The sequence below is a fragment of the Mariprofundus sp. KV genome, from assembly GCF_013387475.1.
GTDB lineage: Bacteria > Pseudomonadota > Zetaproteobacteria > Mariprofundales > Mariprofundaceae > Mariprofundus.
This window is the reverse complement of record NZ_VWNB01000016.1, coordinates 1-24977: the sequence shown is the minus strand read 5'-3', so window position 1 is coordinate 24977 and position 24977 is coordinate 1. Positions and strand designations below refer to the sequence as shown.

26 protein-coding genes are annotated in these 24977 nt (G+C 55.0%); 17 read left to right on the top strand and 9 right to left on the bottom strand.

All coding sequences use genetic code 11. The features are described 5' to 3' along the window. Window positions 1-15: 15 nt before the first annotated feature. From hemC to F3F93_RS11895, 4 genes are all read right to left on the bottom strand, one after another. Complete coding sequence (hemC, locus tag F3F93_RS11910; RefSeq protein ID WP_176959417.1) at window positions 16-945, bottom strand: hydroxymethylbilane synthase; 930 nt, start codon at window positions 943-945, stop codon at window positions 16-18. Between the two features lie 75 nt (window positions 946-1020). Further along, the gene (gene rsmD, locus F3F93_RS11905; protein WP_176959416.1) at window positions 1021-1554 is read right to left on the bottom strand and encodes a 16S rRNA (guanine(966)-N(2))-methyltransferase RsmD; all 534 of its coding nucleotides are present in this window, start codon (window positions 1552-1554) and stop codon (window positions 1021-1023) included. Continuing rightward, window positions 1551-2858, bottom strand: coding sequence for a pitrilysin family protein (locus F3F93_RS11900; protein WP_176959415.1), 1308 nt, complete (start codon window positions 2856-2858; stop codon window positions 1551-1553). The genes rsmD and F3F93_RS11900 overlap by 4 nt, the downstream gene beginning before the upstream one ends. Continuing rightward, window positions 2855-4177, bottom strand: a complete 1323-nt coding sequence (locus F3F93_RS11895; protein WP_176959414.1) for a pitrilysin family protein — start codon at window positions 4175-4177, stop codon at window positions 2855-2857. Before F3F93_RS11895 ends, F3F93_RS11900 begins: the two co-directional genes overlap by 4 nt. A gap of 122 nt (window positions 4178-4299) precedes the next feature. Here F3F93_RS11895 and F3F93_RS11890 point away from each other — a divergent pair, with 122 nt between their 5' ends. Continuing rightward, complete coding sequence (locus F3F93_RS11890) at window positions 4300-4758, top strand: RDD family protein (RefSeq protein ID WP_176959413.1); 459 nt, start codon at window positions 4300-4302, stop codon at window positions 4756-4758. A gap of 40 nt (window positions 4759-4798) precedes the next feature. Here F3F93_RS11890 and F3F93_RS11885 read toward each other — a convergent pair whose 3' ends face one another. After that, window positions 4799-5659, bottom strand: a complete 861-nt coding sequence (locus tag F3F93_RS11885; RefSeq protein ID WP_176959412.1) for a GGDEF domain-containing protein — start codon at window positions 5657-5659, stop codon at window positions 4799-4801. 303 nt (window positions 5660-5962) lie between these two features. Between F3F93_RS11885 and purH the strand changes: the two genes are divergently transcribed. The 9 genes from purH to F3F93_RS11840 all read left to right on the top strand — a co-directional run bounded on the left by purH (window position 5963) and on the right by F3F93_RS11840 (window position 15093). Next, window positions 5963-7516, top strand: coding sequence for a bifunctional phosphoribosylaminoimidazolecarboxamide formyltransferase/IMP cyclohydrolase (gene purH / locus F3F93_RS11880; protein ID WP_176959411.1), 1554 nt, complete (start codon window positions 5963-5965; stop codon window positions 7514-7516). Window positions 7517-7608: 92 nt separating this feature from the next. Beyond that, window positions 7609-8889, top strand: coding sequence for a phosphoribosylamine--glycine ligase (purD, locus tag F3F93_RS11875; RefSeq protein ID WP_176959410.1), 1281 nt, complete (start codon window positions 7609-7611; stop codon window positions 8887-8889). A gap of 135 nt (window positions 8890-9024) precedes the next feature. Next, window positions 9025-9498 (top strand): 5-(carboxyamino)imidazole ribonucleotide mutase, encoded by a 474-nt coding sequence (gene purE, locus F3F93_RS11870; protein ID WP_176959409.1) that lies wholly within the window; start codon window positions 9025-9027, stop codon window positions 9496-9498. Beyond that, the gene (locus tag F3F93_RS11865) at window positions 9461-10054 is read left to right on the top strand and encodes a Sua5/YciO/YrdC/YwlC family protein (protein WP_347239254.1); all 594 of its coding nucleotides are present in this window, start codon (window positions 9461-9463) and stop codon (window positions 10052-10054) included. The genes purE and F3F93_RS11865 overlap by 38 nt, the downstream gene beginning before the upstream one ends. 31 nt (window positions 10055-10085) lie before the next feature. Further along, on the top strand, window positions 10086-11762 hold the full coding sequence (locus tag F3F93_RS11860) for a cytochrome c biogenesis protein ResB (protein WP_241697135.1): 1677 nt from the start codon (window positions 10086-10088) through the stop codon (window positions 11760-11762). 52 nt (window positions 11763-11814) lie between these two features. After that, window positions 11815-13056, top strand: coding sequence for a c-type cytochrome biogenesis protein CcsB (ccsB, locus tag F3F93_RS11855; RefSeq protein ID WP_176959408.1), 1242 nt, complete (start codon window positions 11815-11817; stop codon window positions 13054-13056). Between the two features lie 45 nt (window positions 13057-13101). Further along, a complete protein-coding gene (galU, locus tag F3F93_RS11850) occupies window positions 13102-13965 on the top strand; it encodes a UTP--glucose-1-phosphate uridylyltransferase GalU (RefSeq protein WP_176959407.1) in 864 nt (287 codons plus the stop codon). Then, window positions 13962-14618, top strand: a complete 657-nt coding sequence (tsaB, locus tag F3F93_RS11845; protein ID WP_176959406.1) for a tRNA (adenosine(37)-N6)-threonylcarbamoyltransferase complex dimerization subunit type 1 TsaB — start codon at window positions 13962-13964, stop codon at window positions 14616-14618. The genes galU and tsaB overlap by 4 nt, the downstream gene beginning before the upstream one ends. Then, complete coding sequence (locus tag F3F93_RS11840; protein WP_176959405.1) at window positions 14611-15093, top strand: low molecular weight protein-tyrosine-phosphatase; 483 nt, start codon at window positions 14611-14613, stop codon at window positions 15091-15093. Before tsaB ends, F3F93_RS11840 begins: the two co-directional genes overlap by 8 nt. Window positions 15094-15112: 19 nt before the next feature. Here F3F93_RS11840 and F3F93_RS11835 read toward each other — a convergent pair whose 3' ends face one another. The 4 genes from F3F93_RS11835 to xseB are packed head-to-tail and all read right to left on the bottom strand — an operon-like array spanning window position 15113 to window position 18825. Next, window positions 15113-15862, bottom strand: a complete 750-nt coding sequence (locus F3F93_RS11835) for a TlyA family RNA methyltransferase (RefSeq protein WP_241697134.1) — start codon at window positions 15860-15862, stop codon at window positions 15113-15115. Between the two features lie 4 nt (window positions 15863-15866). Next, window positions 15867-17720, bottom strand: a complete 1854-nt coding sequence (dxs, locus tag F3F93_RS11830; RefSeq protein ID WP_241697133.1) for a 1-deoxy-D-xylulose-5-phosphate synthase — start codon at window positions 17718-17720, stop codon at window positions 15867-15869. After that, a complete protein-coding gene (locus F3F93_RS11825) occupies window positions 17720-18610 on the bottom strand; it encodes a polyprenyl synthetase family protein (protein ID WP_176959403.1) in 891 nt (296 codons plus the stop codon). Before F3F93_RS11825 ends, dxs begins: the two co-directional genes overlap by 1 nt. Next, on the bottom strand, window positions 18610-18825 hold the full coding sequence (gene xseB / locus F3F93_RS11820; RefSeq protein ID WP_347239253.1) for an exodeoxyribonuclease VII small subunit: 216 nt from the start codon (window positions 18823-18825) through the stop codon (window positions 18610-18612). Before xseB ends, F3F93_RS11825 begins: the two co-directional genes overlap by 1 nt. Before the next feature lie 91 nt (window positions 18826-18916). Between xseB and F3F93_RS11815 the strand changes: the two genes are divergently transcribed. The 7 genes from F3F93_RS11815 to F3F93_RS11785 all read left to right on the top strand — a co-directional run bounded on the left by F3F93_RS11815 (window position 18917) and on the right by F3F93_RS11785 (window position 24865). Beyond that, entirely contained in the window at window positions 18917-19663 is a 747-nt protein-coding gene (locus tag F3F93_RS11815; protein WP_176959402.1) for a DUF481 domain-containing protein, read from the top strand. Continuing rightward, window positions 19663-20271 (top strand): lipoyl(octanoyl) transferase LipB, encoded by a 609-nt coding sequence (lipB, locus tag F3F93_RS11810; protein ID WP_176959401.1) that lies wholly within the window; start codon window positions 19663-19665, stop codon window positions 20269-20271. Before F3F93_RS11815 ends, lipB begins: the two co-directional genes overlap by 1 nt. Beyond that, window positions 20268-20597 carry a hypothetical protein gene (locus F3F93_RS11805; protein WP_176959400.1) on the top strand — a complete coding sequence of 110 codons (330 nt, stop codon included), beginning with the start codon at window positions 20268-20270 and terminating at the stop codon, window positions 20595-20597. Before lipB ends, F3F93_RS11805 begins: the two co-directional genes overlap by 4 nt. Window positions 20598-20647: 50 nt before the next feature. Next, complete coding sequence (locus F3F93_RS11800; RefSeq protein WP_176959399.1) at window positions 20648-21898, top strand: hypothetical protein; 1251 nt, start codon at window positions 20648-20650, stop codon at window positions 21896-21898. Between the two features lie 9 nt (window positions 21899-21907). Beyond that, the gene (locus F3F93_RS11795) at window positions 21908-22795 is read left to right on the top strand and encodes a metal ABC transporter substrate-binding protein (RefSeq protein ID WP_176959398.1); all 888 of its coding nucleotides are present in this window, start codon (window positions 21908-21910) and stop codon (window positions 22793-22795) included. 3 nt (window positions 22796-22798) lie between these two features. After that, window positions 22799-23536, top strand: a complete 738-nt coding sequence (locus tag F3F93_RS11790) for a metal ABC transporter permease (protein ID WP_176959397.1) — start codon at window positions 22799-22801, stop codon at window positions 23534-23536. Between the two features lie 93 nt (window positions 23537-23629). Beyond that, a complete protein-coding gene (locus F3F93_RS11785; RefSeq protein WP_176959396.1) occupies window positions 23630-24865 on the top strand; it encodes a carbohydrate porin in 1236 nt (411 codons plus the stop codon). Window positions 24866-24977: the final 112 nt, after the last annotated feature.

Sequence of the window (24977 nt, the reverse complement as noted above, 5' to 3'; positions counted from 1 at the left end):
TGCCTTAGTGGTAAATTACTGGTTTGATTCGGCGTAGAGCGCTTCGAGGATCGGACGGGCACCGGCATCAAGTACTTCATTGGCAAGATCGGTTCCGATTTGTGTCGCATCAGCCGCTGAACCGGTTGCTTCACGTACAATAACAACCTTACCGTCGACTGAACCGACCAGCCCTTTCAGATGCAGCGAATCACCATCAAGTGTGGCATAGGCCGCAATCGGCACCTGACAGCCCCCCTCAAGGGTGGCGAGAAAGGCGCGCTCTGCCCTGGTGCGCACAACTGTTTCCGGATCATTCATCTGATCAACCAGTGCATTGATGCCATCATCAGCATCACGGGTCTGAATGCCGAGCGTGCCCTGTGCAACGGCAGGCAGCATAACATCAGTAGCGATGAACTCGTGCATCTCTGCTTCCATGCCCATACGGCATACACCTGCGGCGGCCAGAATCACAGCATCGACCTCTGTGCCAAGCTTGGAGAGGCGCGTCTGGATGTTGCCGCGAATCGAGGTGAAGATGAAAGAGGGGTATCTGGATTGAAGCTGGGCAATACGGCGCAGGCTTGAGGTGCCGATCGTGGAGCCTTCAGGCAGTGAGTCGAGCCCACCCTTGGTGATGGTGGCAATCGCATCGCGTGGATCTTCACGTTTGGGATGGGCGCGGATGCTGGTTCCTTCAGGCAGCTGCGTCGGCACATCTTTCATCGAGTGCACAGCGATATCGGCACGGCCATCCAGAAGTGCTTCATCGATCTCTTTGGTGAACAGCCCTTTGCCACCCACCTGAGCCAGCGGTACATCGAGAATCTTGTCGCCCTTGGTGACAATCTTGACCAGTTCGGTGGTCACCGATGGGTCGAGCCTTTTGAGTTCAGCCGAGACATATTCAGCCTGCCACAGGGCCAGCGGGGAACGACGCGTTGCAATACGGATGTGAGTCACTATAACCTCCAGATCAGGAAGCGAACCGTAGCGTTGAAGCCTTTGTTAGGGAATCGCGGATTTGTGCCGCTGTAGTCAGGAGGCCCTGTAGAGGAAGTGGAGGGTGGAGTCTCCATAGCGGCGACTCTGTTCACACTGCCACCCCTCAGGCCAGTTCGGATTGACATGCGCCGACTCCTCGATGACCAGAAGATCACAACGGATCGCCTGCTCATCCAGCCATTGCGGTAGCTTTTCAGCCAAACTCTGCCGGTAGGGGGGATCGGCAAAAATCAGATCAAAATGCTCGCCCGCCAAAGCCTGCAGTCCCCTCTCCACTGTGCCGGTTTTGATCTGCCAGCTATCGGCCAGATGCCACTGCTGGCGAATCTGCTCCATATCACGGGTTAAGCGGCGGTTCTGTTCGATGGAGAGTGCTGATGCTCCCCGTGATATCGCCTCCAGTGCCATCACACCTGAGCCTGAATAGAGATCGAGCAGTCGCATCTCATCGATGGAGCCGAGGATGTTAAACAGCGCCTGCCGCACCTTGGCAGGTGTCGGGCGCAGACCCGGTTCATCGGGCACATTGAGCACTCGTCCGCGCAACTCTCCAGCGGTAATCCTCATTTTAGATTTGATCCAACCCTGACACGGTTCCACTGCTCAGGATTCAGGTAGGCAGCCGCCTGATCACGCAGCTGTTGCAGGGTCACGGCATCAATACGCTCTGTCCAGACACTCAGATAGTCCAGAGGCAGATTGTACAGCCCGATCATGGAGATCAGGGATACGCGTTCACGGTTGGAGTCCATGCGCTGGGCAAAGCTGCCGGTCAGATTCTCGCGGCTTTCAGTCAGCTGCTGTTGACTGATCTTGCCGGCAGCCATTTCAGCGAGAACGGTGCGCACCACCGCCTCCGCTTCAGCAGCCTGATCTGAACGCGTTTGCAGGCTGATCACGAACGGACCGTTGGTCGCCAGTGGTGAGAAGTAGGAGTAGACGCCGTAAGCCAGCCCGCGCTTCTCGCGCACCTCCTCCATCAGGCGCGAACCGAAGCCGCCGCCACCGAGAATATGATTGAGAACAAAGAGAGGGAAAAAGTCGGCATCACTGCGTGATGGGCCCAGACGCAGCAGCTGCAGCTGTGTCTGGCTGGTTGGCAGTAACACATCCACATTTTTACCATGCACCGGCTCAGGCGCAGAGATATCGGTGAGCGCTTTGGCTGGCGAGCCGGACCATGTGGCCAGCTTTTTCTCCAGCAGCGGTTTTAGTTCAGCCATGGTGATATCACCACTGACGGCCAGCACTGCCCCCTGTGGTCGGATCTGGGTCGCATAGAGCGCTTTGAGATCGGAGATCTCGATCTGTTTCAGTGAGGCGAGCGAACCAGCGGAGCGGTGGCCGTAGGGGTGGGCTGCAAAGAGGAGTGCGGCACCTGCCTCGCCTGCCTGCACGCCGGGCTCCTCCTGCTCCTTTTGTGCGGCTGCCAGTGCATTCTGTTTCATGATGGCAAAACGCTTTTTGTCCCAGCCCGGCTGCAGCAGCGCTTCGGTAAAGGCATCCAGCCCCGGCACCAGCACCTCCTTCAGTACGGTCAGGGAGAGGTTCATCTCATCACTGCCTGCGCTGCCGCCCAGCTGAATAGCATCACCATCGAGCAGATCGGCCCAGGCCTCATGGTCATGCTTGCCGGTATGGTCGGTGAGCATTGATGCGAGGATGGCTGCTGTGCCGCCTTTAGAGGGCGCATCAAAGCGGGAGCCGCCCACCATGGCGAGATTCATCGAGACCATGGGCACATTGTGTGCCTCCATCAACAGAATGCGCAGACCATTGTCCAGTTGTGCCTGTTGAATCGCAGGTACAGCTGAGGCCGTGCATGAGAAGGAGAGCAGAAACAGAAGCGATGCAAAGAGACGGTATCTCATGATTTCACCTCCGGAAGCAGTGTGCCCGTGGTGGAGCGCTCCTGTTTCAGCCAGCGACCCATGACCATTTTGATATCCTCGGCCGTGACAGCTTTGATCGCATCGATCCAGCGATCCCGGTTGTTTGCACCGATGCCGACAACCTCCATGCGGCCGATCTCCTTGGCACGCAGATAGAGTGAATCCTGGGAGAATACACTGGCGGCAATAATATTACGTTTGGCGGCATTGAGCTGTTTCTCATCAACCGGTTTAACGGCCATCCCATCCAGCAGCTGCCACAGGCTCTTTTCAAATGCCTCAGGAGTCTGACCCGGGCCGAGCATGCCGTAGGCATACCAGAGATCCAGACCCATGCCGTGGGCATCGTAACCGGCACCGGCAGCAAAAGCTCGGCGCTGCTCATCGACCAGTTCACGCTGCATACGTGCCGCTCTGCCGCCAGCCAGAATCTGGGTGGCCAGTGCGAGTGCTGCTGCCTCGCGGTCGTTTTCACCCGGCTTCCATACAGGTACAGGCACGGTAACCGCCAGCATTGGCAGCTGGGCAGGCAGCGTGACTTCAATACGTTTGGGGCCGAAGGGTTTGGGTTCAAGCGGATTAAAACGGGCCGGAACAGGGGCTGCCTTCAGGCGGCCAAAGGTTTTGCCCACGACCTTCTTCATCTGATCAAAATCGACATCCCCGACCACAACCACAACCACATTACCTGCCACATAGTGCTTTTTATAAAATGCCTTTACATCCTCGATGGTCAGCTTTTCAAGATCCTGCATCCATCCGATTACCGGATTGCGGTAGGGGTGCAGGCGCAGCGAGGCGGCGGAGAGCTCCTCAAACATGCGGCTGTTGGGATCATCCTCGGTGCGCATGCGGCGCTCCTCCATAATCACCCTGATCTCCTTCTGGAAATCCTCATCACGCAGTTTCAGCCTGGCAAAGCGCTCAGCCTCCATCGCCAGTACCTCATCGACCCGTTTGGCTGGCACTGTCTCAAAATAGGCGGTGAAATCGGTAGAGGTGAAGGCGTTGTCATTGCCGCCCATGGCCGAGATGCGTTTGCTGTACTCACCCGGAGCAAGCTTGTCGGAGCCCTTGAACATCATATGCTCAAAGACATGTGCCAGCCCTGTTTTGCCCGGCAGCTCGTCACGACCACCAACCCGCAGCCAGATTTGTACCATGGCAACCGGAGCTGAGTGATCCTCTTCAACGATCAGTTTGACGCCATTTTTGTAGATGCTCTCTTGAAGTTCCGCTGCCTGCAGAACAGGCATGAAACTTATCAGTAGAAAAAATGTCAGCAGTAGCTTGGTCATGGGCTCTCCAGCGAGGTGTTTGTCAGGGTGGCGATCATGATTCAAAGCGGGGAGGTGCGCAAATCGCGATGTTTGCATCGACGGGGAAATCGTTACACTGGCGGTCATGTCAGGATTGAGCGATGCGTGAGACGGAGATTGTCCGGGATGATGCAGTTGATGCTGCTGTGCAATACGGCGGTTTCTGGCTGCGTGTAGGTGCTACGCTGATCGATTCGCTGCTGATTGTGCTGCTCACTACACCGCTTCTCTATAGTATTTATGGCGATCAATATTTTAATCCGAACCAGATCGCTGCCGGTTTTTGGGATGTGCTTATTTCATGGCTGCTACCAGCCGTGGCGGTCATCATCTTCTGGTATTTTAAAGGTGCATCACCGGGTAAAATGATCTTCAGACTGCGCATTGTAGATGCTGAAACGCTTGCTCCTGCGAATATGCAACAGCTGGTAATCCGTTACCTTGGTTATTTCGTCTCATCGATACCACTTGGCGGGGGGCTGCTCTGGGTAGCCTATGATCGCCGCAAACAGGGATGGCATGATAAGCTGGCCAAAACAGTTGTAATGATAGAGCGCTAAAGCGGTTCCGGGGCGGTGTTTCAGGGGCAACAGTTGCTGTTTAGTGTTTTTTCATCCCCTCCATGCCCGGCTCAAAGACAACAATCTGGTTTTTGCCGCGATCCTTGGCGACATACATCGCATCATCGGCATGGTTAATCAGTTCATCGGCATTGCTGGTATGGGCCGGGGCATAGGAGACGCCGATGCTGGCGCCGATAAAATCGATAACATGGCCATCAGAGTGGTAGGGCTCATTGATCAGCGGGATAATCTTCTTCTCAGCCAGATGCACTGAATCGATCGTTTTACCCGAGAGCAGCATAACAAACTCATCGCCGCCGAAGCGGGCTACTGTCTCATGTTTGCGCAGGCACCTTTTCAGGCGGCGAGCCACCTCAACAATCACATCATCACCGGCTTTATGGCCGTAGAGGTCGTTGGTCTGTTTGAAGCCGTCAAGGTCGAGGAAGCAGACATGCAGCTCGGTCTTGTCGCGTGTGGCACGATGCAGCTCCATATCGAGCAGATCAAAAAAGAGCTCCCGGCCTGGAATCTGACTCAGGTGATCAAGAAAGCGTTCGGTGACATCGAACAGGCTCATCTGAATGGTTTTTTCTGAGTCCTGTTGTACAGAAGCAAAGAGCTCAACGCGCATGCCGGCCAGTGATCCCGCGACAGCTTTTAGTGAGCCCTCATTCATCAGCTTCTTTAGCAGCTTCTGACCATTGATATGTTTGTTGGCGCTGTTTTCAAGGATGTCGTCAAACAGTTTGAGCAACGTTCGGCCGCGCAGGTCGCCAAAGCGTGAAATCGCCTTCTCATTCTGAAAGGTGATGATTGCACTCTCGGGGCTATCCTGCCAGTTGGCGCCAAGAATGGGGGTGGCGGCGCATTCCGCTTCATAATGAAAATGAGGCATATTAACTTCCTGTTGGTCGTGGTGATGCGACTGTGATACTCAAAGCATACTGCAGCGTTGCTAATGCTGCAAAGGTGAAAAAACCGTGCTTCTTATCACACTGGCTGTTTCTTAGGATAACTTTCTGTGATTTATAAAGAGCAAAGGCTTGATAGTTTAAGGCGGAGAGGGCTTGTTGTTATCTGTTGAATGAGTCAGCAAAAATGCGCTGTTGCACAGCCATTTGATGACGATGGTTGCGATTGGAGTGCCATCGGGTAGATTTCCGAGTCCTTTTTATTCCCCATTTCCGGAGTGGCTCACATGGCTTCTATCAAACAGGCGCTGATCAGTGTCTCAGACAAAACAGGCGTGGAGGTTTTTGCCAGAGCGCTGGCTGATCGAGGCGTTAAAATCCTCTCCACCGGCGGCACTGCCAAGCTGCTGCGTGAAGTCGGCATTGAGTGCCGTGACGTATCGGATTATACCGGCTTTCCTGAGATGATGGATGGTCGCGTGAAAACCCTTAACCCGAAAGTGCATGGCGGCATCCTTGCCCGTCGTGATAACGAGGGTGATCTGGCATCGATGGCCGAGCACGGTATTGAGCAGATCGATCTGGTCTGTGTGAATCTCTATCCGTTCCGTGAAGCGGTCGCCAAAGAGGGGTGCACGATTGAAGATGCGATTGAAAACATCGATATCGGCGGCCCGTGCATGGTGCGTGCCTCTGCCAAGAATCATAAGTTTGTCACTATCGTTGTGGACCCCTCCGATTACGAGATGATCATCGCTGCCATCGATAGTGATCTGCTGAGTGAGGATGTGCGTCGTGGTCTGGCGACCAAGGCGTTTGCCCATACCGCCGCCTATGATGGCGCGATTGCCAACCACTTCTCGGCACTGAACAGCGATGGCTCCAAACGTAAATTCCCTGATATCTTTACCCGCCAGTTTATCAAAACTGCCGATGAGCTGCGTTACGGTGAGAACCCGCATCAGGATGGCGCATTTTATGCGGACATCGAAGATGAGGGGCTCTCGCTGGCTGATTGTGAAGTGCTGCAGGGTAAAGCACTCTCTTATAATAATATTGCCGATGCTGATGCCGCTTTCGCCTGCGTACGTGACTTCTCTGACAACGCTGCAGTGATTGTGAAACATGCCAACCCGTGTGGTGTGGCGGTCGGCGGCTCTCAGGCTGAGGTCTATGAGCGTGCCCGTGCCGCTGATGCCACCTCTGCATTCGGAGGCATTGCTGCCTTCAATCGCCCGCTTGATGGCGAAACAGCGGCACTGATTGCTGAAACATTTATGGAAGTGGTGATTGCACCGGGTTTCTCCGATGCGGCGCGCGAGGCGCTGGCGGCGAAGAAAAATCTGCGCCTGTTGCTGGCACCTTCGGTTGATGCAGTAGCCGGTGGCTGGGAGTTCAAGCGTGTCAATGGTGGCCTGCTGGTGCAGGAGCGTGATGCCCATATTCTTGATCGCGATGCATGCAGGGTGGTGACGGAGCGGGCACCGACAGAGGCTGAGTGGAACGATATGCTCTTTGCCTGGTCGGTTGCCAAGCATGTAAAATCAAATGCCATCGTGTTTGCCAAAAATGGTACCACCCTTGGTGTTGGTGCCGGTCAGATGAACCGCGTCAACTCTACCCGTATTGCCGCTTTCCATGGTGGCGAGGCGATTAAAGGTTCGGCAGTGGCATCCGATGCCTTCTTCCCGTTCCGTGATGGCGTTGATGCGCTGGCTGATGCCGGTGCCAAAGCGGTGATTCAGCCCGGCGGTTCTGTGCGTGATGACGAGGTGATTGCTGCAGCCAATGAGCACGGTCTGGCGATGATCTTTACCGGCATCCGCCATTTCCGGCATTAATTAATAACTGACACAGATGCAGACAGAGAAGTGCCAAATAGAATAATAAATGTTTTTCGTGGTCATTTGCGTCAAACAAGAGGATTGAAGTCATGAAAGTACTGGTTGTCGGTGGTGGCGGTCGCGAACATGCGCTGTGCTGGAAGCTAAAGCGCTCCCCCAGTGTCACTGAGGTGCTCTGTGCACCGGGAAATCCGGGCATTGCACGCGATGCCCGCTGCATCAATGTGGGGGCTGAGGATATTGAGGGGCTGATGAAGCTTGCCCTGCAAGAGAAACCGGATCTGGTGGTGATCGGCCCTGAAGTGCCTCTTGTGCTTGGGCTGGGTAATCAGCTGCGTGAAGAGGGCTTTCCGGTTTTCGGTCCTGATAAAGCGGCAGCCAATCTTGAGGGAAGTAAATCATTCTCCAAACGTCTGATGTATGAAGCAGGTGTGCCAACGGCACGTTTTGAAGTACATGTGGATGTGGAAGAGGCGGTCGAGACGATCCGTTCATGGGGTGCTCCGATTGTGGTCAAGGCCTCCGGCCTTGCTGCAGGCAAGGGTGTGATTGTCGCCCAGAGTGAGAAAGAGGCGATTGATGCGGTGCGCGATATGCTGGCCGGTAACAGTTTTGGTGATGCCGGTTCGCAGGTGGTGATTGAAGAGTGTCTGGTTGGTGAAGAGGCGAGTTGTCTGTTCATTGTTTCCGGCGACACCATCATTCCGCTGGCCTCTTCACAGGATCATAAGGCACTGCTTGATGGTGACAAAGGGCCGAACACCGGCGGCATGGGTGCATATTCTCCGGCACCATGTGTGACGGCAGAGGTTGAAGAGACAGTCCTTGAAACGATAGCCCGCCCGATTGTGGCGGCACTGAAGAAACGCGGTGCAGAGTTTATTGGTATTCTCTACGCCGGTGTGATGTTGACCGATGAGGGAGCTAAAACGCTGGAGTTCAATGTGCGTTTTGGTGATCCTGAGTGTCAGCCGCTGATGAGTCGTTTGAAATCCGATCTGGGTGAAGTGCTGCTGGCTGCCGCCAACAAAAAGCTTGATGGTGTCACGCTTGAGTGGGACGCTGGCACGGCACTCTGTGTGGTGGTTACCTCCGACGGTTATCCGGCAAGCTTTGATAAGGGGCAGGTGATTGGCGGGCTGGATGCGGTTGAGGCAGCCGGTGCTGCAGTGTTCCATGCGGGTACTGCAGAAAAAGATGGGGCTATCGTTAATGCCGGCGGTCGCGTACTCGGCGTGACGGCTGTGGCAGCAACAGTGAAAGAGGCACAGGCTACGGTTTACAAAGCACTTGAGAAGCTGGAGTGGCCCGGTGGTTTCTACCGTAAAGATATCGGCTACCGTGCGGTAGCAAGAGAAGAAGGGAAATAGTTCAAAGGGTGTCGATGAGCACCCAACCTCCGGCCATGGATGGCCGGCGCGAAGCGTGAGCGAATTAACTCCGCGCAGTTGATGAGCGTAAGAGAAGCAAAAGGCAGGACGCTCTTTTGCGGATGGGAGAGATCTATGGAAGCGATTAAAGTTTTGATTCTGATGGGCAGCGCCAATGACAGACCTGTGGTAGCCAAGGCTGAGGCTGTATTTGATGAGTTTGGTGTAGCCTATAAGACGATGGTGCGTTCAGCTCACCGTACACCTGAGGCGACTGTGCAGGCTGTGAAAGAGGCTGAAGAGGCGGGCTGTAAAGTCTTTATCTGTGCAGCCGGTATGGCCGCGCATCTGGCTGGCGTGGTCTGCTCCAAAACTGTGAAACCGGTAATCGGACTGCCGATTGCATCCGGCCCGCTCAATGGTGAGGACGCACTGCTCTCTACTGTGATGATGCCGCCGGGACTTCCTGTTGCCACGGTTGGCATCAACGGCGCCAGGAATGCAGGCCTGCTGGCTGTGCAGATGCTGGCCCAGGATGATGAAGACCTCGCTGCGAAACTGAAGGCAGACCGTGCCGCTCAGGCAGAGGCTATTCTCGCTGAAGCCTAGTCCGGTCCGTAGCAAGCTGGCCGCCCTCAGGGCGGCAGCACTGCTTCATCGGGGTGGCATCATTGCCCATCATACCCACACCCTGCCGGGGGTGGCGGCCAATCCACGATCTGCCAAGGCGGTAAACAGGTTGGTGCGCTTTAAGCAGCGGCGCGGGCCATTCCTGCTGTTGGCGGATTCGGTACAGCGCGCCTGTGGCCTGATTCGTTTCTACTCACCGGCGCTGCGCAGGGTGATCCGCACATCCTGGCCGGGGCCTTTTACGCTGATTATTCCTGCCAAACCGGGTTTGAACCCTGTCTGCTATCGTAAAAGCACGTTGGCTGTGCGCGTTGATGCCAGCCTGCAGGCCCGTCAGCTGGCAGCTGCCTGTGGCGGTTTTTTGCTCTCATCCAGCCTTAATCGCAGGGGGGGGGCGACAGCCGAACCGGGTCGAAAACTGCGCATGCGCTGGCATCGTCATCTCGATGCGGTACTGCAGGGGCCTGCAAGTAGTGGCAAAGCCTCAGTTCTGTTGCGTGTATGGCGTAATGATTCCACCACAATTCGGCCATGACGGCGCAGTGATGAATGGCTAACATGCCGCCATGAATTCATTCTCCGATTTTTTGAAACAGCTGTGGCAGCGTCTCGGTTCGATGTCACTGGCCATCGTTCTGCTGATGGTGCTCTCTATCGCCTCCGTGATCGGTACGGTGCTGCTGCAGAATCAGGAACAGACCGACTACCTGCAGCAGTTCGGCCCGCTCTGGTACTGGGTGTTCCGCTCACTCGGCCTCTTCGATATGTACCACACATGGTGGTTCCAGACCCTGCTCGGCTTCCTGATGCTCTCGCTGACCGCCTGTCTGTGGCGCAATGTGCCCAAGATGCTCAAGGAGATGCGCAGCCGTAAGGTCTCCATCAATGAGCGTTCACGCAACCGCATGGCGCTGCAGCAGAAGTGGCAGCTGGATGGCGCTGTGTCACCCGAGGAGCTGGAGCAGCGTTTCCGAAAGCGCCTGTACGGATGGGAGTTCAAGTCTGCCGAAGAGAACGGGGAGCACATTATCCGTGCCGATAAGGGGCGTAGCCACAAGTGGGGTTATATCTCGGTACATGCGGCCATCCTGATCGTACTGGTGGGCGGCTGGATCAGTGTGCAGTTTGGTTTCCGTGGCAATATGGCGGTGCCTGAGGGCAAGATGGAGCACAGCATCTCCTTTTTGAAGGGGACAGAGACGGTAGGTCTGGATATGCCGTTTGAGGTGCGCTGCAACTCTTTTGAGATCGACTTCTTTCCAACAGGTGCACCCAAAGCGTTCCGTAGTAATCTGACTATTATTGATGAAGGCAAAGAGGTGTTGACCTCTGATATCATCGTCAATGAGCCACTCTTCTATAAGGGTGTCTATATCTATCAGGCCAGTTTTGGTGATGGCGGTTCTGATGTCAGCTTCAAGCTCTTCCATATGGATGGCAGTCAGAAAACTCGCATTATCAACACCGGTGTTTACAAAACCTGGAGTGATGCGGAGACCGGTATCTCGCTGGAGGTGACCGATTTCAGGCCGTACAACGTAGAGAATGTCGCTGATCCGGGCGAGCCGCGTAAGTTCAAGGATATCGGCCCTTCAGTAGAGTATGTGATCCGTGGTCCGGGCATGAAGCCGGTTAAGGTTAAATCGTTTATGAACCCCTTTGTTGATGGCCACGGCCACAATCAGGGCTCATGGATGATGGTGTCACTCACAGGTGATGCCAAGGATTACCAGTCGGTAGGGTTGGGTCTGGATCTGACCAGTCCTGATGAGTGGCGTCTCTTCCACGCCTTTATCGTTCATCTCTCCGAGGTACAGGGCAAGGCCAGTGAGAAGGCCAATTTTGAGGCTTTCCAGAGAGCCATGGCTGATGTCTACGGTGATAATCCGCCGGAAAACATTCAGGAGATTGGCAGCCGTACCGTGCAGGCGGTGAATCTGATTCCGCAGCTGCCGTGGCCGGTGATTCCGATGCTGGATGACTTCACGCACGTCTATTACACCGGTCTGCAGCTGGCGAAAGACCCCGGAATGAATGTGGTCTGGGTCGGTAGTGCCATCCTGGTAATCGGCCTCTGCATCATGTTTTATGTGCCACATCGTAAGCTCTGGCTTGTTATTCGCCCTGAGGGTGAAACCACCCGGGTAGAGCTGGTAGGTATGACCAACCGCAATCAGATCGCTTTTCAACAAACCTTTAACGATCTGTTCACAAAGCTCGATGAAGATTTCGCCCGCAGCTGAACCGGTAACGCATCGGCTGTAATCCCGAACCGGACATCAAAAGGAGATATGCATGACTGCAATAACTGCTGAATCATCAATATGGGAGGTGGTAAATCGTGGCCGCTGGGCGCTGATTCGCTTCTACGCCTATATCGGTCTTTCGCTCGGCATCTCTGCCATGGCGATGTACGCATCCGGTGGTTATGACGAGGATGCATTCCTCTACCAGATCCTCAGCATGCAGGGGCTGCTCTGGGGCGGAACCGGTGCACTGATCGGGGCTGCTCTTGCGGCAGTGTTTATTGCCATCAAACCAACCATTCTTGAGGGGCGCGTGGCTCCCAACACCGTGCCGTGGCTGGATGGTTCACTGCTGATGGTAATTCTGGCGGTGATCGTCGCACTCTTTGAGCCTGCTGCAAGTCAGGTTGCCTATGAGGATCAATCCAACCTGCTGGCTGCGAATATTATCATGACGATGAATATCGTATTTATCTTCTCGGCTGTTGCCTATATCGCCTACCTCTTTGCACCTGAAGCGTTTATCGGGCGCATCGCAACAGCATCGGCCTGGATCGGTGTCTATGCCGGTGGAACCGCCCTGCTGCTGCGCTGGCATGAGTCCTATCTGATCGATGTCGAGATCGGCCACGCCCCGGTCTCCAATCTCTACGAAGTATTTATCCTGCTGTTCATTATTACGGCTACTGTCTACCTCTCCTTTGAGCGTCGCTATGGCGCCAAGGGCATGGGCGCATTTGTGATGCTGCTGGTCTCTGCCGGTGTATTCTTCGGAATCTGGCTCGATTCTGTTGGTCAGGCCGATATCAAGCCGCTGGTGCCTGCACTGCAGTCCTACTGGATGAAGATCCATGTGCCGATGAACTTTGTCGGTTACGGTGCATTTGCGGTGGCTTGTGGTGCGGGTATGACATACCTGCTGCGGCATCGCATGGAGAGCAAAGGCAGCAGATCGAAGATGCTCAATGTCTTTCCGTCACTGGATCAGCTCGATCAGCTGGCCTATAAATCCGTCGCTGTCGGTTTCCCCGCCTTCACGCTGGCTACCATTCTTGGTGCCGCCTGGGCTGCAGAAGCCTGGGGCGGTTACTGGTCCTGGGATCCGAAAGAGACCTGGGCACTGATCGTATGGCTGGTTTACGGTGCTTATCTGCATGCACGCGTATCGCACGGTTGGCATGGTAAGGCACTGGCATGGTGGGCAGTGGCCGGCTTCCTGGTGACGATATTCTGCTTCCTTGGCGTGAATATGTACCTCTCCGGCCTGCACTCCTACGGGCGCCTCACCTGATCGGTAACTTTGGTGTATAGTTGGTTGCATTGAGAGGGGGCAATCATGAAACCACTGCGTAAAATTATCTTTCCGGCCGCTGGCATGGGCACCCGCTTTCTCCCGGCTACCAAAGCCAGTCCGAAAGAGATGCTCACCATTGTCGATAAACCGCTGATTCAGTATGGCGTGGAAGAGGCGCTGGCGGCAAACATGGAGCAGATCATTATGGTCACCGGCCGTGGCAAGCGCGCCATCGAGGATCATTTCGATATCTCAGCCGAGCTTGAAGCCAACCTGAAAAAAGCCGGTAAAAGTGCCCTCTATAAAGAGGTCTCCCGTGTGGCGCGTATGGCCGAGGTGATCTACCTGCGCCAGAAAGAGGCGCTCGGCCTTGGCCATGCGGTACTCTGTGCAGATCACTGGGTGGCAGATGAGCCGTTTGGTGTCTCCCTTGCCGATGAGTTGATTATAGGCGGGAGACCAGCCATGCAGCAGCTGCGCGAGGTGCATGAGCAGACCGGCTGTTCGGTGATTGGACTAATGCAGGTGCAGGCCAGCGATGTATCCAAATATGGTATTGTTGATTACCACGCCGAAAAGAGTGGTCTGCTTCGTCTGACCGACATGATCGAAAAACCTTCAGTTGATGAGGCTCCTTCTCATATGGCGATTGTCGGGCGTTATATCTTTACGCCGCGACTGATGCAGCTGCTGAAAGAGGTTATGCCGGGTCGCGGCGGTGAGATTCAGCTGACTGATGCCATTGCCGCACTGGCCAGAGAGGAGCCGGTCTACGGTGTACTACTTGAAGGGCAGCGTTTTGATGCCGGTAATCCGGAAGGTTTCCTTGTGGCCAACACGGTACTTGGTCTTCAACACCCGGAGTATGGTGAATCTCTGCGTCTGGCGCTGAAAGAGCACCTGTGAAATCTGATCTGCATATTCTCGCGCTGGATACTGCATTCGGTGAGATATCGGCATGCATGCATACTGCTGACGGTGCTTTTCTGACTGCGGCAACCCCGGAGCAGGGTAAAACCCGTTCAACCGCTATTGTGCCGCTACTTGCTGAGCTGTTGCAGCAGGCAGGGTTGACCTGGAACCAGCTGGATCTGCTGGCGCTCGGTGCAGGCCCCGGTGCTTTTACCGGACTGCGTATCGCTGCAGCAACACTGGCAGGCATCAACAGCGGGCTGAATCTGCCGATGTTACACCTCTCATCACTGGCCATTACAGCACGCCAGTGTGATAGCAGTGAAGCGATCTGGGTGCTTGAAGATGCACGGGCCGGAGAGGCCTTTGTCGGTTGCTATCAAAACGGATCGCCGAGATGTGCAGACCAGTGTTTAACCTGGCACGAGGTAATGGCGATGCAGGCGGGCCTGTTTGTCTGCCACAACGATGTTCCTGTTGCACTGGACGGGTGGAGTCGCTTGCCGCTAACAGTCAGTCGCTCACAGGCACTGCTGACGGCCACACTGGCAGAGCTGGATGCTCTGGCGTCGATAAGCCAGTTGCCGCGATACCCGGCACCGGTTTATCTGCAACGATCACAGGCGGAGAAGAATCTTCATGGCTGAAACTGAAAAAGAGAAAATCCTGTTTGTCTGTCTGGGCAACATTTGTCGCTCTCCGTTAGCGGAAGTCGTTGTACGAGGTGTAGCAGCGCAGCGCGGGCTCAATCGTTATCATTTCGAATCTGCAGGTACAGGCGACTGGCATGTCGGTGGCCCCGCCGATCCGCGCTCTGCCGCCAAGGCGAAAGAGAAGGGGTTGGATTTAAGTCGCCATCGCGCCCAGCAGGTTACTGCCAGCAATTGCCAGCAGTGGGACTGGTTGGTCGCCATGGATAGTGACAACAGAGCCAATCTTCTGCGCATGGGAGTGCCCGAATCACGCATTCTGATGATGCGCCAGTTCGAGGTTAAGAGTGGTCACGCCCCTGATGTGCCTGACCCCTACTACGGTGGCGCGCACGGTTTTGAGGATGCCTATCAGATGCTGGTGGCCAATGCCGAAAAACTGCTCGATCATCTGGAGCGTAAGAGGCAGTAGGAACGTTGTTCTGCAGCGCTTAATGCGTTCGCTTTAACCCCATCAGATATTCAACATTACCTTTGGGGCCATGGATCGGGGAGGCTTCGATGCCGATGATCTCGGCACCTGAGAGCTCGCTCTCTACCATGGTGGTGACACGGTCGATGGCCCACTGTCGCCACTGCTCTTCACGGACAACACCACGATCGAGATGTTTGGGATCGACCTCAAACTGCGGTTTGATCAGTGCTACGCACCAGCCACCTGCTTTCACAAAGGGCCAGGCGCAGGGCAGTACACGGGTAAGGGAGATGAATGAGGTGTCGATCACCAGTGCGTCAACCGGCTCGGGGATCAGTGCATCGCTGAGTTTGCGCACATGGGTCTTCTCCATGTTGATCACACGCTCATCATTTTGAAGTTTGTAGTGCAGCTGGCCGTGGCCGACATCAACGGCATAGACCTTTTGCGCACCACTCTGCAGTAGCACATCGGTAAAGCCACCGGTGGAGGCGCCAACATCCAGAGCGATAATGCCCTCAGCACTAAAGGGGAAAACTTCCAGAGCCTTCTCAAGCTTCAGGCCGCCGCGAGAGACATATTTGAGCACTTCACGCACTTCAATCTCAGCATCTTCGCGAAACAGCATGCCCGGTTTGTCGGCCTTCTGGCCACTGACATAGACAAGGCCGGCCATGATCTGACGGGAGGCAATATCAACCGAATCAGAGAGACCTCGATCAAAGAGGATCTCGCTGAGGCGGAGTTTTTTTGGTTTTGCAGCCAACGTATTAGTGGTTGCGCAGCTGCTTGAGAATACCCTCTGCATCGAGTCCAAGATCACGCAGGATTTCGTTCTGTGTGCCGTGAGCCGGGAAATGATCGGGCATGGCGATATGGGCAAAGGGGCCGCTCCAGCCTGCGCTCAGGGCAAGGGCTGCAATCTCCTGACCAATGCCTCCCTGCGCCACGCCCTCTTCAATAATCACCAGAGGTTTGGCCGCTTTCAGGTGCAGCAGGATCGACTCCGCGTCCAGCGGTTTGATGAAACGCAGATTGAGCAGGGTCATCGCGCGGCCATCCTCCTTGCGCAGTGTCTCTACCGCTTTGAGTGCATCGCGAACGCGGTTGCCCACGGCAATCACCAGACCATCACCACCATCTTCCAGTACCTCGGCTTTGCCGACCGGCAGAACAGCCGATTGCGTGGTATCAACGCCGTAACCATTGCCACGTGGATAGCGGATGCATACTGGCCCGTTGATGGTGTTTGCGGTTAGCAGCATATCCTTCAGCTCGGCCTCATCCTTGGGGGCCATGACTGTCATGTTCGGCAGGTTGCGCATAAAAGCGATATCAAACATGCCGGTATGGGTTGCGCCATCGGCACCGACGATGCCGGCCCGATCCAGACAGAATGTGACCGGCAGATTCTGGATGCAGATATCGTGAATAATCTGATCATAAGCGCGCTGCATAAAGGTGGAGTAGATCGCCACAAAGGGGCGCTTGCCTGCTACAGCTAAACCACCGGCAAAGGTGACAGCATGCTGTTCGGCAATGCCGACATCAAAGCAGCGCTCGGGATGACGCTTGGCAAAGCGGTTGATGCCGGTGCCGGCTGGCATCGCAGCGGTAATCGCCACAATGCGCGCATCGTGATCAGCCATATCGGCAAGCGTATCGCCGAAGATCTGTGTGTAGGTGGGTGGGGTGCCGTTGCTCTTGTGCGGAATACCGGTCTCTACATTGTAGGGGCCAAGGCCATGCCAGGTCTCCGGGTCCTCCTCTGCAGGTGAGAAGCCGAGCCCCTTTTTGGTCACCACATGCAGCAGGATCGGGCCATCCAGCTCTTTGCAGTTACCCAGTGTTGGCAGCAGATGCTCAAAATCGTGACCGTCGATGGGGCCAACATATCGGAAGCCCATCTCTTCAAACAGCGTGCCCGGTGTGATCATGCCTTTCACATGCTCCTCCAGCCGTTTAGCGGCATCGAGCGCGCCCGGCAGTTTGCCGAGGATGCGTTTGGCGGTGTCCTTGGCCTGCGTGTAGGGCTTGCCGGTGATAATGCGGGCAAGATAGGAGGACATCGCCCCCACATTCGGAGCAATCGACATCTCATTGTCGTTGAGGATCACCAGCAACCGGTTTTTGTGGGCGCCAGCATGATTGAGTGCTTCAAAGGCCATGCCGCCGGTGAGTGCGCCATCGCCGATAACAGCAACCACCTGATAATTCTCATTGCTCAGATCACGGCCTGCGGCGATACCATAGGCGGCTGAGATTGAGGTGGAGGCGTGACCGGCACCGAAGGGATCGTGATCAGATTCGCTACGCTTGGTAAAGCCGCAGAGGCCGCCGTACTGGCGGATCGTTGGCATCTGGGCCAGTCGTCCGGTGAGAATCTTGTGCGGATAGGCCTGATGACCCACATCCCAGACGATTTTGTCGTGGGGAGAGTTGTAGAGGTAGTGCAGTGCAATCGAGAGCTCAACCACGCCAAGACCTGCACCGAGGTGGCCGCCAATAGGGGCCAGCGTTTCGATCAGATAGTTGCGCATCTCATCAGCCAGTTGCGGCAGCTGCTCGGGATAGAGCGCTTTCAGATCAGCTGTGCCTTTGATTCGGTTCAGTAGCTCAAACATCAGCTCTCACGCTCCAGAATATAGTTGGCCAGCGCCTGTAGCTGGAGGCCGTTATCATGCAGGGGTTCGCAGGCATTGATGGCCAGTTCGCGCATCTCATCAGCCAGTTCGCGAGCCCGGGTCAGCCCCATCAGTGATACATAGGTTGCCTTGTTCTGGGCTTCATCTTTGCCTGCACTTTTGCCCAGTTTATCGGAGCTGGCGGTCACGTCGAGGATATCATCAGCGATCTGGAAAAGCAGACCGACCGCTTTGCCATAACGGGAGCAGGCTTCAAACTGCTCTGCACTGGCTTCGGCCAGCAGGGCGCCGGCTTCACAACACCAGCGCAGCAGGGCGCCTGTTTTATGCAGGTGGATGCGCTCCACAGCAAGAATGTCGATATCCGAGCCACTGCTCTCACTCTGGATATCGAGCATCTGCCCACCAACCATGCCCTGGCATCCCGAAGCGATGGCAAGCGTGCGGATCAGTTCACAGCGTAGATCGGCCGGGGCATCAGAGGTTGCAAGCAGCTCAAAAGCCAGTGCCTGTAGCGCATCGGCAGCCAGTACCGCCGTCGCCTCATCAAACTTTTTGTGGCAGGTAGGATTGCCACGGCGCAGGTCATCATCATCCATGCAGGGCAGGTCATCATGAATCAGTGAGTAGGTGTGGATGCACTCGATGGCCATCGCAGCAGGCATGGTTGCTGCGATATCTGTGCCACCACAGGCGAGAAAACACTCAACCACCAGTCCGGGGCGTACCCGTTTGCCACCGGCAAGCAGGCTGTAACCCATCGCTTCCAGCAGCCGTTCGGCTACGACAGATGAGCGGGCATCCAGTGTGTTGATAAGTGCTTTTTCGACATGCGAGGCATGCGCAGCAAGAAAAACAGGAGCCTGCATCAGCCAGCGTCTTCGCTACTATTGAGTACCTGCAGACGCTGTTCGGCTTTATCCAGTAGTGATTCGCAGCGGCGGGATAGTTTCACGCCCTGCTCGAATGCGGCCACGCTCTCTTCCAGAGGCAGTTCACCAGACTCCAGTTTCTCAACCAGCAGCGTCATCTGCTCCAGTGCCTGTTCGAATGAGAGTTGGTCTGTTTCGGTCTTGCTGCTCACAACTGGCCGCTCCTTTTCCCGGAAGGGAATTGCTGATTCTAGGAGGCAATGAGGCTTGGTCAACGTGCAGGAGCGCAGCTAGGCTTCGCACATGCAAATTATCATCATTCTCTTCCTGCTTTTTACCCCGGCGCAGGCCTGGGCGATCATTAATGCCGAGGACCTTGATCTCTCCGTCGATGCGGAGGGTTTTGGCGGCAAATTCGGGTTCTCTGTCAGCGGCAGTTCCGGTAATAGTGAAAAAGTGGCCGGTGAAGCGAGCGGGCGCCTGCTCTGGAGGCATGGCCCCCACACCAACATGTTCGTAGCCAGCCACGCCTATGGCAAAAGCCGTGGCGTGCGTGATACCAACAAATCATTCGCCCACCTGCGCCACCGTTATGCCCTTGATAGGACATGGGATGCGGAGCTTTTCGGACAGGCTCAACAGAATGAGTTCGCCCTTCTGAAGCTGCGCACGCTGCTTGGTGGTGGCCTGCGCTGGTCGCAACAGCAGGGAGGTCTTTCGCTGGCAATCGGGCTGGGCTCCTTCATTGAGCGTGAAGAGCTAAAGGCTGCTGCCAATGAACCTGTCACCAGCCTCTGGCGTGGCAACAGCTATATCTCCCTCTATTATGCCTTGAATGAGCGGGTCCGCCTGCAGAATACGCTCTACTACCAGCCGGCATGGAGAGATCCGGCTGATTTTCGCCTGCTTGATGATGTGGCCGTGAGCCTGTCCCTTACCGACACTCTCGATCTGAAGCTTGCGGTCGAAATAGCCAACGATTCGCGGCCCCCGGCGACCATCAAGGATACCGACATAAGTTATAAAACCGGTCTGGAGCTTCGCTTCTGATGCAGGTTATCCGCCATCAAAGGCAGCTTTACCCCGATTCGCTGGCTGAGCAGGAGGCGCTTGTGGCTGCTGTTCTGGCTGGAGAATCGGAACCCTCACTGATCCTCACCGAGCATCCGCCGATCTATACCATCGGCTCATCAGGATCTGAAGCGGACGTGTTAAGTCGTGATGTTGATGGCGAAGCCATTGAAGTTTACCCGACAGGGCGTGGTGGCGAAGTGACCTACCACGGTCCCGGCCAGCTTATCTGTTATGTCATTGCCGATCAGAGAGATGAGCAGGATCTGCACAGGCATGTCTGGCGACTGGAGGAGATGGTGATTCGCACACTTGCCGGGTTCGGTATCGCGGCCACACGTGATAAGCGCGGTATCGGTGTCTGGGTGGATGGCAACAAGATCGCCGCAGTGGGTGTACGCTGCCGCAAATGGATCACCTACCACGGCATTGCCCTGAATATTAATCCCAACCTCAACCACTTCGCCGGTATCGTTGCCTGTGGCATGAGCGATAGCCCTGTCACCTCGATGTGGCAGCTGGGTGTCGAAGCAGATCGGGCAGATGTTGAAGCTGTGATTTGCAAAATGATTGAATTGTTTCGATGATTGCGACCATGCAATGGAGTGAAGTCAGCTTACATGGGGTCAACCTCATGCGTCGTATGCAGTGGATGCTCTCCATGCTGGCGATTGCGGTATGCCTCTTCTCAGTTGGCTCTCTACATAGCCATGAGAGTGGTCTGCATGCGCTTGAGAGTGCATGTGTCAGCTGTGATCTTGAAGATGTTACGTCTCACAGTGCAGCAGTCTCAGTAGCTCCAACCCAATCATTAGACCTCTCCGATATCACATCGGCGGTCTCTAAACAGTCAATTACAGTTGCGGCCACGCGATCAGCAACTCCTATCCGAGCCCCCCCTATCTACTCCTAATCCCAACCTCGTCTTTAGTGGCGTAATCAAAACAAATTAGGAGATTTATTATGAAACATGCACTTAAACGTGCGGTGTTTGCTGCGGCCATTCTGGTCAGCAGCAACGCTTATGCGGCCAGTGAACTGGAAGCATTGAAAAATCAGGTTCAGCAACTCATGGACCGCATTGAACAACTGGAAACCACCAATAAGGAGGCTCCCGTTGCTGCATCTCAGGCAGAAAATACAGAAGAGGCAGCAGCTTCCGCATCCTCAAATGAAGTACGCAAGTCAGCTCGTACCGCTACAGCTGAAAACAGCGGTAACCCATCCATTTCGGTGATTGGAAACTTCACCGGTCAACGTATCCGCGGCGATGGCGGTGTGCGTAGCAGTAGTTTTCTACCGCTCTCCGAAGCTGAATTTATCTTTGGTGCCAATATCGATTCGCATGCACGACTCGATGTGACCGTTACCGCTGCCAATGGCGGCATGGCAGTTGAAGAGGGCTTTATTACTGCCTACCTGCCGTGGGGAGTGAATCTGCGTGCAGGGCGCAAGTTCCTGCCCGTCGGACGGGTTAACGAAATGCATCCGCATGTATTGATTTATGCTGATCGTCCCAATGGGTTGGTTAATCTCTTTGGACCAGAGATATTTATCGGAGATGGAGTTCTGTTGGATAAACCAATCTTCATCGGCGATTCAGTACAGACACTGACGAGCGGATTCTTTTCTACCGAAAATGATGTTGCGTTCGACCCGACAGGCTCCGCTCAGTATGCGGCTCTGGCTCGTTGGACAGGCCTCTGGGATATCGGTGATAGTGCTACGTTTGAATTGGGTGCTAACTATGTTCAGGGTAAAAATGGTATTGCGACAACGGGCTCGATGACACGTATAGGCGGTGGCCACTTTGCCATCAAACACCAGAACCTTGCTCATGCCGGATTTTCACTGGAAGGCGAATGGCTTCGTCGCTGGCAAGAGCAGGGTACAGGTGTCTCAACGGCAATTAACGATGGTAGTTATCTGCTGGCAACAGTCTCGTTGAATCGTAACTGGCATCTCTTCTCACGCTTTGATTACTCCCGGGAGTATGTTCCGGCAACAGCTGGCTGGTTGAAGGAGAGTGCAATATCGGCAGGCCTGGTATGGACGTTCAGTGAGTTTCAGAGTTTTACTCTGCAGTATAAACATACTCGCAATGCGCTGGCTGAGGTGGCAGGTGATCTGGGGATCGCTGCAGGAGGAAATGCGAATGCATGGTATCTGCGCTGGGTTGTGGCCATTGGTCCACACGGCGCACACCCCTATTAGGAGAATCAGATGACATTTCTAAAACGCTCAATCCTTGTTCTGCTGCTCCTGTTTCCTGTAATCAGCCATGCAGAGCTGCAGATAGTTGCCACACTGCCGGCACTGGGGCAGATAGCTGAAACGGTGGCCGGTGAGGATGGCGAGGTAAAGGTCCTGGCCAGAGTGGGGCAGGATCCTCACTTTGTGCCGCCCAAACCGACACTGGCACGTCACCTTGCGCGTGCCGATCTGCTTTTCTCTGCAGGCCTTGCCTTGGAGTCGGGTTGGCTGCCGTCACTGATAGAGGTGGCGCGTAACCAGACCATCCGTCCCGGAGCTTCAGGCTATTTCGAGGGGGCATCGGTTATCGACGTGCTCGGTGCTAAGGCTGGTGTTGATCGCTCAATGGGCGATGTGCATCCTGAAGGCAATCCGCACTGGTGGCTTGATCCGATTCGTGGATCACAGGTTGCCATAGCTCTGGCTGATCGCCTTGCGACAATTGATCCGGCGAATGGCGATAACTACAGACAGCGTGCTGCAGCTTTTGCCTCTCGTCTGCATGAGATGACGGCAGCCTGGAAATCTCGATTTAGCAATGCTTCGCCAGTGGTGAGTTATCACGAATCCTACCGCTACTTTAGTGAACGCTTTGCCATTCCGGTGATCGGTTTCATTGAGCCCAAGCCGGGCGTGGAAGCATCACCCGCGCATCTGGATTCACTGGTGAGCAGGGTAAAAGCAGAAGGGGTCAGGCAGCTATGGGTTGAGCCTTATCATGTTGGACGTGTGGCAAAGCGAATAGCCCAACTTTCGGGTGCACCCCTTATCCCGATGCCGGATGCGAATGAGGGGCATGGTTCAGAGGGTTATATCCAGCTGATAGATATGTTGCTTCAGAAAGCGTCAGGGGATTAAAACATGATACTCTGGTTTAGCCTTGCCGCCTGTTTGCTGGTCTCTCTGTTCCTGCCATTGCTGGGTCAGAAGATTCTGCATCGCCGGGTAATCTTTATCGATCTGGCTTTAGCGCAGGTGGCGGCGGTCGGTTACGCCATAGGCATGGCTATGGATGCTAACGGCATGCTGTTTGCAGGCGTAGTTACTGCAGTAACTGTGCTGCTTATTGCAACCCTGTCTGAAGAGAGTGATCTGCCGAAAGAGGCGGTAATGGGCGCACTGTATGCCCTGGCTGCCTCACTCGGCATGATGATTCTTGCGATGATGCCTCATGCCGAAGGGCAGATGATGGAGCTGCTCTTTGGTAGCGTGCTTGGTGTCAATGAGGTTGAACTGGCAATTATTGCCATCGCTGGCATTGCTGCACTACTTCTTTCGAAACTGGGTAGGAGGGACAGTTATGGTGGGCGCGTGGCTTTCTACGGCGCACTCGCAGTTGCGGTGGTGCCTGCCATCTATGCGGTGGGTGTGATTCTGGTCTTTGCCATGCTGGTGATGCCGGGGCTTGCGGTCTGGCGAGATGGCAAGAATGGGTCTGCACTACTGGCGGTGGTCATTTCTGCTATTGCGAGTGTGTGTGGCCTCCTCTTCTCCAACTACTTCGATTACCCACCCTCATCGGCCGTTGTTGTCTTTCTTGCTGCAATAGCGCTGCTCTGGCGCGGTATTTCAACATCGATCAACAGAGAAAACTCCTGAATTCAGGCTGCTTGCTGAATCAGGAGGCCGTTAGAATAAGAGCGGAGTCTGATATCTGAATCAACCAGAGCTAGGCCATGATTTGCAAACAGCGTGAAATATTCTAATGATTGCGCCATGAAACGTGGTGATAACAGACTGCACGCCGCTGGCCCCACCTCCCGGAAGCAGCGGTTAATCCCTATACTGACGCTTACTGCAACCATGCTGGTCGGCAGTAACGCGGTTGGCGCAGGTGAAATGTTTGGAGAGGATGGCATCAGCATCGAGCTGGGCTCAACCTTTGTTGGGCAGCAGATCAGTAAGAAAAATGGCGATATCACTAAAGATCTGGTTGGCAGCCTTGATCTGGTGATTGATGCCGATCTCGGCTTTGGCACTCTGCACCTCTACGGAGAGGGGGCTTCAACAGCCGATATCTCGGCATCAAGCCTTGTCGGTGGTGCCAATGCCGATGCGGGCACAGCGGCCACACCTGCAGGCAAGGGGCGCATTCAGCTCTCTGAAATCTCCTTCGGTTTTGATGTTGGTGCGCTGAACAGCAATATCGGTGTGATGGATCTGACCGCTTTTGCCGATGCCACGGCAACGGCCAATGATGAGGGTGTTCAGTTTCTGGCTGATGCACTGGTAAATAACCCGACCATCGCATTTCCCGACTACACCCCGGCCATCGTATTCAATTATGGTGAAGAGGGTGGTCTGCAGTTCACCGCCCTGTCCGGTAATGCCTACGGCCTGGGCGATAATCCGCGTGGCAACTACAGCCAGCTGTTTAAATTCGGCAACACACCAACCGGTGAGCGAAAAGGACTCTTCTCTCTGGCTGAGCTGCGTCTGCCACTGTCTCAGAATGGTTCACTGCTCACGGTTGGCGGTTGGCTCAGCACCATGGAAGCAGCCCGTTATGATGGCGCAGGCAATGACAAAAGTACGCTTGGCGGTTATGTGAATATTGATGGCGCAGTGGGTGATCTCGCATGGTCAGCACGTTTCGGTTTCAACAATGGCAAAACCGATATCACCGGTGGTGTGAACAGCTTTGCCTCTCTCTCCACGGAATACAGTATCAACGAGCAGCACGCTTTTGGTGCCGGTGTCGCCCACTCTGGCCTGCTCAATGACTATAAAACCTCACTGGCACCAAACAGCGGTGCCAACAGCACAGTCGCCGAGATCTACTATCGCTGGCAGATCACCGATGAGATCGCCATCAGCCCGGATATTCAGTATCACCACAATGCCAACAACCTTTCAACAGCAACACCTGCGGATGTCTATGGCAGCGTCTGGGCCTATGGTCTGCGCATTCAGCTAGGGATGCTCTGAATAACCCCTGATTATTTTTCCTCGCCCCTGTTTCGAGCGCGAATTTTGGCAAACTTGCTTATTTATCCCCCGATCATCGCCTGATTGGCTTTGATCGGGTGGTTTATCCGTT

Bases quoted from the DNA above. Each gene is read 5' to 3' on its own strand.
- F3F93_RS11825 (WP_176959403.1), bottom strand. From the start codon at position 18,610: ATGCAGGCTCCTGTTTTTCTTGCTGCGCATGCCTCGCATGTCGAAAAA.
- purD (WP_176959410.1), top strand. From the start codon at position 7,609: ATGAAAGTACTGGTTGTCGGTGGTGGCGGTCGCGAACATGCGCTGTGC.
- purE (WP_176959409.1), top strand. From the start codon at position 9,025: ATGGAAGCGATTAAAGTTTTGATTCTGATGGGCAGCGCCAATGACAGA.
- lipB (WP_176959401.1), top strand. From the start codon at position 19,663: ATGCAGGTTATCCGCCATCAAAGGCAGCTTTACCCCGATTCGCTGGCT.
- F3F93_RS11840 (WP_176959405.1), top strand. From the start codon at position 14,611: ATGGCTGAAACTGAAAAAGAGAAAATCCTGTTTGTCTGTCTGGGCAAC.
- F3F93_RS11795 (WP_176959398.1), top strand. From the start codon at position 21,908: ATGACATTTCTAAAACGCTCAATCCTTGTTCTGCTGCTCCTGTTTCCT.
- F3F93_RS11790 (WP_176959397.1), top strand. From the start codon at position 22,799: ATGATACTCTGGTTTAGCCTTGCCGCCTGTTTGCTGGTCTCTCTGTTC.
- galU (WP_176959407.1), top strand. From the start codon at position 13,102: ATGAAACCACTGCGTAAAATTATCTTTCCGGCCGCTGGCATGGGCACC.
- F3F93_RS11895 (WP_176959414.1), bottom strand. From the start codon at position 4,177: ATGACCAAGCTACTGCTGACATTTTTTCTACTGATAAGTTTCATGCCT.
- F3F93_RS11800 (WP_176959399.1), top strand. From the start codon at position 20,648: ATGAAACATGCACTTAAACGTGCGGTGTTTGCTGCGGCCATTCTGGTC.
- F3F93_RS11890 (WP_176959413.1), top strand. From the start codon at position 4,300: ATGCGTGAGACGGAGATTGTCCGGGATGATGCAGTTGATGCTGCTGTG.
- F3F93_RS11900 (WP_176959415.1), bottom strand. From the start codon at position 2,858: ATGAGATACCGTCTCTTTGCATCGCTTCTGTTTCTGCTCTCCTTCTCA.
- F3F93_RS11860 (WP_241697135.1), top strand. From the start codon at position 10,086: ATGAATTCATTCTCCGATTTTTTGAAACAGCTGTGGCAGCGTCTCGGT.
- F3F93_RS11885 (WP_176959412.1), bottom strand. From the start codon at position 5,659: ATGCCTCATTTTCATTATGAAGCGGAATGCGCCGCCACCCCCATTCTT.
- F3F93_RS11815 (WP_176959402.1), top strand. From the start codon at position 18,917: ATGCAAATTATCATCATTCTCTTCCTGCTTTTTACCCCGGCGCAGGCC.
- dxs (WP_241697133.1), bottom strand. From the start codon at position 17,720: ATGTTTGAGCTACTGAACCGAATCAAAGGCACAGCTGATCTGAAAGCG.
- purH (WP_176959411.1), top strand. From the start codon at position 5,963: ATGGCTTCTATCAAACAGGCGCTGATCAGTGTCTCAGACAAAACAGGC.
- ccsB (WP_176959408.1), top strand. From the start codon at position 11,815: ATGACTGCAATAACTGCTGAATCATCAATATGGGAGGTGGTAAATCGT.
- F3F93_RS11805 (WP_176959400.1), top strand. From the start codon at position 20,268: ATGATTGCGACCATGCAATGGAGTGAAGTCAGCTTACATGGGGTCAAC.
- rsmD (WP_176959416.1), bottom strand. From the start codon at position 1,554: ATGAGGATTACCGCTGGAGAGTTGCGCGGACGAGTGCTCAATGTGCCC.